The organism is Clostridium putrefaciens, assembly GCF_900461105.1.
GTDB lineage: Bacteria > Bacillota > Clostridia > Clostridiales > Clostridiaceae > Clostridium_L > Clostridium_L putrefaciens.
Genome location: NZ_UFWZ01000001.1, coordinates 1981563 through 1992720, shown reverse-complemented (window position 1 = coordinate 1992720; position 11158 = coordinate 1981563). Strand labels below are relative to the sequence as shown.

The window sequence follows — 11158 nt, the reverse complement described above, 5'->3', positions numbered from 1 at the left end:
GTACGATATATAAAGTAGATAAAGATATAAAGTTAATAAGTCTAATTAGACTTTATTATAAAATGGACAAGGATGTCTAAAAACAAAATATCAAGGAGGAATATATTATGATAATTAATCACAATTTAAATGCTATGAACGCACACAGACAAATGAGTATAAACACTGCAAGTGCTGGTAAGTCAATGGAAAAGCTTTCATCAGGGTTAAGAATAAATAGATCAGGAGATGACGCAGCAGGTTTATCCATATCAGAAAAAATGAGAGCACAAATTAGAGGATTAGATCAAGCTTCAAGAAACTCTCAAGATGGAATATCAATGATCCAAACAGCAGAGGGAGCGCTAAACGAAGTTCACTCTATAGTTCAAAGAATGAGAGAATTAGCGGTTCAATCTGCTAATGATACTAACGTAAAAGTTGATAGAGATTCTTTAGGACAAGAAATAGCACAATTAGGACTAGAACTAGTAAGAATAAAAGAAAACACACAATTTAATGAACTAAACTTATTAGATGGAACAGCAGGAGATGCTGGAAAGTTAAACATACAAGTAGGAGCAAATAAAGGGCAAAAGATGGAACTTCAATTTGTTACTAAGGGTATAAACTTAACTGAGATAGTAGAAGCACTAAACGATAAAGCAGCTTCAGTTGAAGATCATGCAAAAGCAACAGAATTTATTGAAGTAGTAAATAATAATTTAAAAGAGGTATCAACAGGTAGATCATTACTTGGAGCTTACCAAAATAGATTAGAACATACTATAGCTAACCTTGGTAATTCATCAGAAAACTTACAAGCAGCAGAATCAAGAGTTAGAGATGTAGACATGGCAAAAGAAATGATGAACTTCTCAAAGAATAATATATTACAACAAGCTGCACAAGCAATGCTTGCACAAGCTAACCAAGCTCCACAAGGAGTTCTTCAATTATTAAGATAATAAAATTTTAGTTAAAAAACTCCTAAGTAATTACTTAGGAGTTTTTTAAGATATTATGATATATGTGAGGATTATAAATTATCAGTAAAATATGTATTTAATTTAAAAGGAGAATAAATAGTGTATAAAAGTTGTATAACGTTAAAACATGATAAATATGATAAATTTAAGTGTATAGGTAGTGAATGCAGGGATAACTGTTGTCATGGTTGGAGTATAAACATAGATAAAAATACCTATAAAAAATATAGAGGCATAAAAGATAAAGCTCTCTTAAAATATGTAAAAAGTGGTGTGGAAATAAATAAAAACTCTAAACACAAATATGATTATGCTATCATTAAAAATGATAAAAATGGGAAGTGCCCATTTGTAAAACAGGATGGATTATGTTCTATATATTCGAGTCTTGGGGAAGATTATCTTTCTTATACTTGCACTACTTACCCAAGAATTATGAATAAGGTAGGGGGTGTAAGAGAATTTTCCACTGCTTTATCTTGTCCTGAAGTAGCAAGGCTTTTATTGTTTGATGAAAAAAAACTAGAATTTTATGAGTCAGAAGAGGTGATCAATACAGATAACCCCGTTAACATTATCTATAATGAAATAAAGGATGAAAAAGACTTAAATAATTATTTCTGGACTTTAAGAATATTTACCATTGAAGTTATACAAAATAGGGATTATGAATTATGGGAAAGACTGCTCATATTAGGACTTACCTATGGAAAGTTGGATAAAGTCATTAAGAGTAATGATTATTCTACGCTTGAAACTATAATAGAAACAAGCAGAAATGATATGATGGATTTAAACTTTAAGCCTTACTTTAAAGAAATACCCGTAAAGTATAATGTCCAACTGGAAATTTTGAATATTATTGCAAAGGTAAGATACGTAACTAAAGGACCGCTTAAAGATATATATGATAAGTTTTTAGAAGGGATAGATTACAAAGAAGGGGAAGAGGAGAGAAATGTGGCTAATTACATTAAGGGATGTAATGGATTTATTGAGTATCTAAAAGAAAAAAGCTATGTAATTGAAAATTATCTTGTGCATTATGTATATTCAAATCCCTTTAATTTAAATAGTAATGATATATTTAAAAAATATTGTAATATTGTAATACATTATTCTATGATAAAGTTATATTTATCCGGGTTATTTCTTTATTACGGATATATAGATGATGAAATAATAATAGATACTATATATGCTTTTACAAGAGAAATGGATCATAATGATGACTTTATGAACGAACTTTTAAAAGCACTTGAAAAGAATGGTACAGAATCGTACATAACATTAGCCTATATGTGTGCACTATTAAAAAATTAAGGATAAAGTTTTATTATAAATTGACGATATAATAGAAGATACTAATTAAAACAAAAATGGAGTTGATTATATGAGACTTAACCATAATATGATGTCTTTAAATGCTTATAGAACCTATACTAAAAATTTAGCAGCGCAAGGTAAATCTATGTTAAGGGTGTCTAGTGGAGATAAAATAACAAGAACCATGGATAATGCTGCTGGTATGGCGCAAAGAGAACAATTGAGAATTCAAATAAGAGGGTTGCAAATGTCGCAAAAAAACATGCAAGACGGTATAAGTATGCTTCAATCTGCAGGTGGTGGGCTTGAAAACGTGATCACAGCTTTAAATAGGATAAGAGAACTTACAGTTAGTTGTGATGAATTAAAAACCAAAGAGGATAGAGAAAGTGTGCAAAAAGAGATAGATCAAATGCTTAATTCCGTAGATTCTATAGCTAATAATACAGAGTTTAATGGTATTAAACTCTTAGGAAAAGGTATTGGTGAACCTCCAACTATAAAGATGTCTGCAGGAGCTAATGTAGGGGAATATTTAGATATACCTATAAATAATCTAACAACAACAAATTTAACTGATACAAAAGGAAATAACTTAAGAAGTATAGATATAGTAAGCTTAGGAAATTTAGATAAATCTTTAGATATAATAGATGCTTCTCTTGATGCGGTTATATCTATAAGAAGTAAATACGGGGCCCTAGAAAATAGGATGGAGTCTGTTTATTATATGCAAAGAGAAAATTCTTTAATTATTGAAAGTGCAGATAGTAGTATAGGCGATGTTGATATTGCAGAAGAGATGATGGAATTAACAAAAAGTAATTTATTGGTAGAAGCGTGCAATGCAATGATTGCACAAAGTAATAAACTTCCTCAAGAAGCTCTTAGGGTTTTAGAAAGAATAAGGTAATAAAATAAAACTTAAGTGTTTAATTGTAAGCTTAACATTATATTGCATTATACTAGACTAGTAACTTTTAATTTTTGACTGTGAAAATCTATATAAGAGAGTTAACTCTCTTATATAGATTTTATTTTAATATATATTAAGTCATATATCATATGGTTTTAATACTACGTTTCATCATTAAACTACAATATATAACAAAGTGTGACTTAAATAAAAAGAGGTATAATAATAGTGTTGAAATATATACGCGTAAATGTATACTTTAATAGAAATTTGAATTATAATAAAATATATATATTAATTTATATATAGATTTGATATAATATGTTGTATATTGTAAATAAATATAATTAAGAGCATAAGGAGTTGAATTTTATGAAGAGTTCATTAATACCAATAGAAAGATCTTATGATATTATAAAAAAGTCATTAGATGCTTCATCTATACGAGGAAAAACCATTGCTAATAACATGGCTAATCTAAATACAAGAGGATACAAAAAGTATCTGGTAAGCTTTGAAGAAACTTTGAATGGAAGTTTTAATGAGTTTAAACTTAAGACAACAAAAGCTAAACATATACATAAAGGTCAAAATGCTGGTGAAATCAAAGTTGTACAGGATAAGGATTCCAGTATGAGGGAAGATGGTAATAACGTGGATATTGAGAGCGAAAAGGTTAATCAAGCCGCTAACACACTAATGTACAATACTCTAGTTACGCAAGCAAATAGCAAACTATCTAATTTAAGATATGTTATAAATGGAGGTGGAAGATAATTATGAGTAGTTTTGGAGCTATGAGAATAAGCGCTAGTGGACTTTCAGCTGAAAGGCTTAGAATGGATACAATTTCTTCTAATATTGCAAATGCAAAAACTACAAGAGGAGAAAATGGAAAACCATATGTTAGAAAGATAGCTATATTTCAAAGTAATATAGAAAAGGGTTTAGGGAAAAGTGAAAAATGTGGAGAAAATCTTATGGGTGTAAAAACTGTTGAGATAGTGGAAGATGAAAGTCCTTTGAGACGAGTTTATGAACCAAGCCATCCAGATGCAGATAAAGACGGTTATGTGCTTATGCCAAATGTTAATATATTAAATGAAATGGCAGATGTTATAGCAGCATCGCGTTCTTATGAGGCTAATGTAGACACATTAAATGCTATGAAAAGTATGTACTCTAAAGCATTAGAAATTGGTAGATAGGAGGAGTTATTATGAAGATTAATGGTTTTGTTCCAGATAGTGCAATCTTTGAAAATATGAAGGTTAATAAAAAAGAAGAAAAACAGCAGAATTTTTTTGAAATTTTGAAAAAAGGTATAAATGAGGTAAATAATAAGCAAGTTACTGCAGATCTTAATACAGAAAGTCTTATAAAAGGTGATAAAATTGAAGTGCATAAAGTTATGTTAGCTACAGAGGAGGCTAAGTTATCCTTGCAGATGGCAGTACAAGTTAGAAATAAACTTCTAGAGGCCTATCAAGAATTAAATAGAATGCAATTATAGTTAGTGAGGAGTGCGAGCAATGGAAAAGCTTAAAGATAGCTTTAAAAATTTACAAGATAAGCTTAAAAGCATGAAACTTGGCACTAAGATTGCCTTAGGAATATCTTTAGTAGCTTTCGTGGGTGCTATCATATTCTTAGGTATATATGTGAGATCTAATAAATATGGCGTGTTATTTTCAAATTTAGATCCAATAGATGCAAAAGTAGTCACAGAAAAGCTTAAAGAAAAGAAAGTTAAAACAGAAGTAAAAGGAAACTCTATTTATGTGCCAAAAGAAACGGTAGATGGACTCAGATTAGAACTTGCTACATCAATTTCAAATGGTAGTAAAGGATATGAACTTTTAGATGATGGAAATTCATTTGGAATGACTGATGAAGAGTTTGGAGTTAAGAAACAAAGGATGCTACAAGGGGAAGTGGAAAAAACTATAAAAAGCTTTCCACAAATTCAAAATGCGAGGGTTCATTTGACACCAGCTAAAGATTCAGCGTTCGTAAAGGAATCTAAGCCAGGAAAAGCAGCTGTATATGTTCAACTTAAACAAGGCGAAAAGTTAGAGGTAGATCAAGTAAGGTCTATAATATCATTAATTTCAGGATCTTCTCAAAGTATCCCTAAGGAAAATATAGAAGTGATAGATGATAAAATGAATTTATTGTCTAAAGAAATATTTGATGAAAGTTCCATTTCTATAGCATCTTTAGATAAGCATAGAAAAGCTGAAATTGATTATGAATCAAAGCTTGAAACTACAGTTCTAGATATGTTAGAAACTGTTATGGGCCGTGATAGAGTTAAAGTTAAAATTAATTCAGATTTAGATTTTAATTCGGTTGAAGAAAGTAAAATTGTTGTAGATCCTAATAAAGTGACTATAAGTGAGTCCTCTTCAAAGGAAACAAATACAGGGGGCGGAGGAAAAATCACACAAAGTCCAATAGATAATAATATGAATAATACCATTGCAAATAATAATAATAATGCTAATACTACAAGTTCAAGGGAAGAGTTAAGTACTAATTACGAAGTGGGGAAAACAGAAACTAAGTTAATATCTGCACCTGGTGAAGTGAAAAGAATTACAGCGTCAGTTGTGGTTGATGGAAACTTGGATGGAGTAACTGAGGAAAATATTCGAAATTTAGTATCTAATGCTATTGGTTACAAAGCAGATAGAGGAGATGAAATAAGTGTTGTAGGAATGACATTCGATTCTACTGTAAAAGATAATACAAGAAAACAAGCTGAAGATATGGAGAAACAAGTTGAAAAAGAAAATAAATATAAACTATATAAGATTATTGGGATAATTTTAGGGGTACTATTGGCTATTATAATTATAATAATAATTCTAAAGAAACTCAAAGAAGATAAATTAGATGATAATTTATCTGAATTGCAACTAGATATGAATAGTGAAATAAACCCTAAGGAAAAAGTTGAATTTGAACCTATAGAATTTGAAGTAAACACTGAAAGTAACCACATAGAAAAAGAAATTAAAAAATACGCTAGCGAAAAACCTAATCAAGTTATTGATATAGTTAAATCGTGGATTGCAGAGGATGAGAGGTGATATAAGTGCCAAAAGATAATGATAAACTTTCAGGTGTACAAAAGGCAGCTATACTTTTCATTACTTTAGGACCGGAAGCGTCTGCTGGTATAATAAAGAGATTGCCAGAAGAAGAGATAAGAAAAATAACTTATGAGATAGCTAATATAACTACGTTAAAGCAGTCTCAAAGACAGGGGATACTTCAGGAGTTTATAGAGATGAATAGGGCAAGGGATTATTTAGTAGAGGGTGGATTAGAATATGCTAAGAATCTTTTGGGCAGAGCATTTGGACCTCAAAGAACTAAAGAAATACTAGATAAAGTAACAGAGGATACACAACAATATAGACCTTTTTCAATTGCTAGAAAGGCAGATGCTAATCAACTTATGAATGTAATATCAAATGAGCATCCACAAACTATAGCATTAATACTTTGCTATCTTCAACCTGATAAGGCAGGACAACTTTTATCGTCACTACCAGAAGATGTACAAGCAGTGGTAGCGTACAGAATAGCTACAATGAGTAACACATCGCCAATGGTTATAAGGGAAATAGAAAAGGTGTTAGATAGTAAATTATCTTCTGTAGTAAGAAGCGATGTAACAATAATAGGTGGAGTTCCAACACTTGTAGATATCTTAAATCGAGTAGATAGGACTACAGAGAAAAATATTACAGAAGATTTAGAACGAGAAGATCCAGAACTTGCAGAAAAGGTTAAAGATTCTATGTTTGTATTTGAGGATATTATATCACTAGGAAATTTAGCTATACAAAGAGTCTTAAGAGAAATAGACGTAAAAGAGTTATCTTTAGCACTTAAAGGATGTTCTGAGGAAGTAGCAAATTGTATATTTGAAAATCAGTCTAAAAGAGCATCAGCTTCTCTTAAAGAGGATATGGAGTTCTTAGGACCGGTAAGAATTATGGATGTTGAGAAGTCTCAACAAAAGATTGTTGCAATAATAAGAAGACTAGATGAATCAGGAGAAATAGTTATAGCAAGAGGTGGGGAAGATGCCATCGTATTATAATGTTATTAAAAGTTTAGAAATAGAAGGCGAAAGACTAATAGATACTTGCTACTATAAAAAAAGTGAAGAAAGCTTTTTGTCTATTGAAAAAGAAGATAGAGTCCTAGATAGCTATGAGAATATAGGGAAGTCTATTATAGATAATTCGCAGAAACAAAAGGATATGATACTAAAAATAGCTAATGAGGATGCTGTTGTTATAAAAAAAGATGCTTATGAAGATGGGTACAAAAACGGCTATGAAAAAGGATATAGTGATTCTTATGAAGTGCATATGGAAAAGGCTTTGAAAGAAGCTGAATCCTTATTAGACGAGAGTAGGTCTAAAGCCAACTATATTCTTAAAAATGCTAGAGAAGATTTTGAAAATTATCTTCAGTTAAAAAAAGATGAAATTATAAATTTATCTTATGAGATAGCTAAAAGCATATTAAAAAAAGAAGTATCTAAAGAAGACGGTATAGATAGTACAATATTGGAGGCATTGAAAGAACATAGAAACAATAAGGTATTTATAATAAGATGTGGAGAGTGTCATTCAGAACATATAAAAGAAGTTGTTCTAAAATGGAAAAATGAATTCGCATTGCAGGGAGATATATTTGTTATAAAAGATAACTCACTTGGAGATGGAAATGCAGTTATAGAAAAGGATAATGGAACTATTACAGTAGGGATAGATACAGGTCTTGAAAATATTAAAAAGGAGCTTTATTAATTACTATAAGATAAGGGAGATAATATGCTTCAGATAGATTTTAATGAGATAATAAAAAGAGTTAAACAATGCAACACACATTATATAGAAGGAAAAGTTAAAAAGGTTATAGGGTTAACTGTAGAAGTAGAGGGTATAAAGGCTTTTGTTGGAGAACTGTGTACCATATATAATGAAAAAAATATGCCTATCATTTGTGAAACCGTTGGATTCAAAGATGATGATGTTATTCTCATGCCTTTAGGGGAACTTATAGGCATTTCTCCTGGATGTAAAGTAGTTCCAGAAGGCAAACCCTTAAGTGTAGAGTGTAGTGATGATTTATTTGGGAAAGTATTAGATGGTCTTGGAAGACCCTTAGAAGGGGAGAAAATTCAAAAGGGTGAATTATATGCCTTGGATAGAGAACCACCAGATCCTTTAAAAAGAAGACGAATAAAAAGTGTTCTGCCTACAGGTATAAGAGCTATAGATGGATTCTTAACATGTGGTGAGGGACAAAGGATAGGTATATTTGCAGGTTCTGGGGTAGGGAAAAGCACTACACTTGGTATGATATCAAAATATGCAAAAGCAGATGTAAATGTTATTGCACTTATCGGAGAAAGAGGTAGAGAAGTTTTAGATTTTATAGAAAAAGATTTAGGTGAAGAGGGGCTAAAGAAGTCAATAATAGTATGTGTTACATCTGATAAACCTGCTCTTGTAAGAATTAAGGGAGCTTTTACAGCTACAGCCATAGCAGAGTATTTTAGAGATAAAGGTAAAAAGGTTATCTTAATGATGGATTCTGTAACTAGATTTGCTATGGCACAAAGAGAAGTAGGACTTGCTATTGGAGAACCTCCAGCAACAAAAGGATATACTCCTTCTGTATTTGCTATGTTACCGCGACTTATGGAGAGATCAGGAATGTCTGATAAAGGATCAATAACAGCATTTTATACGGTTTTAGTTGATGGGGATGATTTTAATGAGCCTATAGCAGATGCTGTTAGGGGTATATTGGATGGACACATAGTTTTATCTAGAACTTTGGCCCATAAAAATCATTACCCAGCTATCGATATATTAAATAGTGTTAGTAGATTAATGCCGGAAATTGCAGAAGATGAACATAAAGATGCAGCTTCTTTCGCAAGAGATATGTTAGCTACTTATAAAGATTCTGAGGATCTTATAAGTATAGGGGCTTATGTGAAAGGGAGCAATAGAAAGATTGATACTGCTATAAATTATAATGAGGTTCTAAATGCATACTTAATGCAAGGTGTAGATGAACATTCAGACTTTGATTTTAGCGTTGAAAAGTTAATCAATATATTTAATTAGCCTGTAACATAAAAATTGCATATTAGAGAGGAGAAACATACTGGTGACCGCATTTAATTTCAGACTTCAAAAACTTTTAGATATAAGAACAGAAAAAGAAGAGGAAAGTAAAAAACATTTTAGTGAAGCTCAAAGTCAGAAGGATAAAACAGAAGATTTATTAAATGTGATGAAACAAAATTACAGTAAGTATAATAATGTATTAAATGTTGGAAGTGTTATAGAACAAAAGATAAAAAGGAATTATCTTAATGAATTAAATACTTCAATAGATGAAAAGGTCTTGGAGTTAGATAAAAGAATAATAATTTTAGAAGATAAAAGAAGAGATCTAAAGACAAAACAAGTAGATAGAAAAACTGTAGAAATATTAAGGCAAAAAAGAGAAGTAGAATTTTTAGACTTAGAAAAGCATATGGAGCAAACCCAAAATGATGAGTTTGCTTTATATGGATATATGAGAAATCGTGAAAGGAGGTGAAATATATGATCCAAGGTATAAATAAAGTCAATGGCTATGGAAACTCTAACGACCCAAAAAATCTTATTAGGGGTAAAAAGAATGAATCTAAGTCTTTTGAACAAAGTTTAGATTTTACGGCGGATAAATGTTCAAATAAAACCAATAAGGTTAAAGTTGATAAAAGCCAAGGTGTGGGGAGAAGCTTCCAAGATAAAGATATAAAACTTTCAAAAGCATGTAAATTGAATACTGAAGAGGATGAAACTAATGAGGATATTAAAAAATACATTAAAGATTTAGTTGATAATCCTTCAGCTCTTATGGAACTTTTAAATTCCTTAAAGAAAGATAATAGTCATTTAGATTTAATGAAGATGCTTTCAGCAGAAACATTAAGTAAAGTGAATAATCTTGGAATAAATGATCTGTCCTTTGATAATGAAATGTTTTCAGAAGGAGATATAAAATTAATTGAGGCTTCTTTAAATAATATTAACAATTTATCTTCTGAAGAGTTTGATTTTGTTAACGAATCTAATTCTAATAACTTAGATATGGATATTATAAACAAGCTTATTGGAAAAGAGGATTCAAAAGGAAAGAGTGTTGAAGATTTATTAGGTAAGTTAAAACAAAATTATTTAGAAGAAGGATATCAAGATAAGACTAAATTAGTTAATTCTGAAGCAGAAAACAGAAGTTCTTTAGACTTAAATAACAATGAAGAGGATAAAGAATTAAGTTTATTAAAAAATATAATGGGTGAAAAAGACATTAACAAAGATTTCACTAAAAGTTTTATGATAAATCAAAGTCTTATTGATAGTAATGCAACATCAGAAGTGCAAAGTAGCGAAAACTTAGTGGTAAATAAAGTAAGCGTGGTTCAAGATATAATTAAATCAGTAAAGTTCATGGAAAGTAGTAATATGAAAGAACTTATAGTGAAAATTAATCCAAAAGAATTAGGTCAGATAGTAATAACACTTGTACTAGAAGCTGATAAAATGAATGCAAAGATAATGGCTAACAATAAAGAAGCGTATAGTTTATTAAATTCAAATTTAAAGGACTTAAAAAATGGACTTTCTGATGCGAATTTAAAGGTAGATCAAGTTCAAGTAGGTATATTTACAGAAGACTTTATGTCTTACTCAAATTTACCACAAGGTTTTTTTGAAAGCGAGTTTCAGAAAGAACAATCTAGAAATAGAGGTAAATCTGAGAATATGGCTTCAATAGAAGAAGGAATTATAGAAGATGATAATTTAGGCATTGTAGAAGATGGAAAGATTAACATTTTAGCTTAGGGAATTAT

12 protein-coding genes are annotated in these 11158 nt (G+C 30.3%); all 12 read left to right on the top strand.

Annotated elements, in window-relative coordinates; genetic code table 11:
• The first annotated feature begins 107 nt into the window (after nucleotides 1–107).
• The 12 genes from DY168_RS08840 to DY168_RS08785 all read left to right on the top strand — a co-directional run bounded on the left by DY168_RS08840 (nucleotide 108) and on the right by DY168_RS08785 (nucleotide 11150).
• Nucleotides 108–947, top strand: coding sequence for a flagellin N-terminal helical domain-containing protein (locus tag DY168_RS08840; protein WP_115641448.1), 840 nt, complete (start codon nucleotides 108–110; stop codon nucleotides 945–947).
• Nucleotides 948–1067: 120 nt separating this feature from the next.
• A complete protein-coding gene (fliB, locus tag DY168_RS08835) occupies nucleotides 1068–2291 on the top strand; it encodes a flagellin lysine-N-methylase (protein ID WP_115641447.1) in 1224 nt (407 codons plus the stop codon).
• Nucleotides 2292–2361: 70 nt separating this feature from the next.
• A complete protein-coding gene (locus DY168_RS08830) occupies nucleotides 2362–3207 on the top strand; it encodes a flagellin N-terminal helical domain-containing protein (protein ID WP_115641446.1) in 846 nt (281 codons plus the stop codon).
• 375 nt (nucleotides 3208–3582) lie between these two features.
• On the top strand, nucleotides 3583–3987 hold the full coding sequence (gene flgB / locus DY168_RS08825; RefSeq protein WP_115641445.1) for a flagellar basal body rod protein FlgB: 405 nt from the start codon (nucleotides 3583–3585) through the stop codon (nucleotides 3985–3987).
• Nucleotides 3988–3989: 2 nt separating this feature from the next.
• The gene (flgC, locus tag DY168_RS08820) at nucleotides 3990–4418 is read left to right on the top strand and encodes a flagellar basal body rod protein FlgC (protein WP_115641444.1); all 429 of its coding nucleotides are present in this window, start codon (nucleotides 3990–3992) and stop codon (nucleotides 4416–4418) included.
• Between the two features lie 11 nt (nucleotides 4419–4429).
• Entirely contained in the window at nucleotides 4430–4723 is a 294-nt protein-coding gene (fliE, locus tag DY168_RS08815; RefSeq protein ID WP_115641443.1) for a flagellar hook-basal body complex protein FliE, read from the top strand.
• Nucleotides 4724–4742: 19 nt separating this feature from the next.
• Nucleotides 4743–6305 (top strand): flagellar basal-body MS-ring/collar protein FliF, encoded by a 1563-nt coding sequence (fliF, locus tag DY168_RS08810; RefSeq protein WP_115641442.1) that lies wholly within the window; start codon nucleotides 4743–4745, stop codon nucleotides 6303–6305.
• A 5-nt stretch (nucleotides 6306–6310) separates the two neighbouring features.
• Complete coding sequence (gene fliG, locus DY168_RS08805) at nucleotides 6311–7327, top strand: flagellar motor switch protein FliG (RefSeq protein ID WP_115641441.1); 1017 nt, start codon at nucleotides 6311–6313, stop codon at nucleotides 7325–7327.
• Nucleotides 7311–8045 carry a FliH/SctL family protein gene (locus tag DY168_RS08800; protein WP_115641440.1) on the top strand — a complete coding sequence of 245 codons (735 nt, stop codon included), beginning with the start codon at nucleotides 7311–7313 and terminating at the stop codon, nucleotides 8043–8045. Before fliG ends, DY168_RS08800 begins: the two co-directional genes overlap by 17 nt.
• Nucleotides 8046–8069: 24 nt before the next feature.
• The gene (gene fliI / locus DY168_RS08795) at nucleotides 8070–9377 is read left to right on the top strand and encodes a flagellar protein export ATPase FliI (RefSeq protein ID WP_115641439.1); all 1308 of its coding nucleotides are present in this window, start codon (nucleotides 8070–8072) and stop codon (nucleotides 9375–9377) included.
• Between the two features lie 43 nt (nucleotides 9378–9420).
• Nucleotides 9421–9858, top strand: a complete 438-nt coding sequence (fliJ, locus tag DY168_RS08790; RefSeq protein ID WP_115641438.1) for a flagellar export protein FliJ — start codon at nucleotides 9421–9423, stop codon at nucleotides 9856–9858.
• Between the two features lie 5 nt (nucleotides 9859–9863).
• On the top strand, nucleotides 9864–11150 hold the full coding sequence (locus DY168_RS08785; protein WP_115641437.1) for a flagellar hook-length control protein FliK: 1287 nt from the start codon (nucleotides 9864–9866) through the stop codon (nucleotides 11148–11150).
• Nucleotides 11151–11158: the final 8 nt, after the last annotated feature.

Coding starts and splice junctions, on each gene's coding strand:
- DY168_RS08840 (WP_115641448.1), top strand. CDS start 108: ATGATAATTAATCACAATTTAAATGCTATGAACGCACACAGACAAATG.
- DY168_RS08830 (WP_115641446.1), top strand. CDS start 2,362: ATGAGACTTAACCATAATATGATGTCTTTAAATGCTTATAGAACCTAT.
- flgB (WP_115641445.1), top strand. CDS start 3,583: ATGAAGAGTTCATTAATACCAATAGAAAGATCTTATGATATTATAAAA.
- flgC (WP_115641444.1), top strand. CDS start 3,990: ATGAGTAGTTTTGGAGCTATGAGAATAAGCGCTAGTGGACTTTCAGCT.
- fliE (WP_115641443.1), top strand. CDS start 4,430: ATGAAGATTAATGGTTTTGTTCCAGATAGTGCAATCTTTGAAAATATG.
- fliF (WP_115641442.1), top strand. CDS start 4,743: ATGGAAAAGCTTAAAGATAGCTTTAAAAATTTACAAGATAAGCTTAAA.
- DY168_RS08800 (WP_115641440.1), top strand. CDS start 7,311: ATGCCATCGTATTATAATGTTATTAAAAGTTTAGAAATAGAAGGCGAA.
- fliI (WP_115641439.1), top strand. CDS start 8,070: ATGCTTCAGATAGATTTTAATGAGATAATAAAAAGAGTTAAACAATGC.
- DY168_RS08785 (WP_115641437.1), top strand. CDS start 9,864: ATGATCCAAGGTATAAATAAAGTCAATGGCTATGGAAACTCTAACGAC.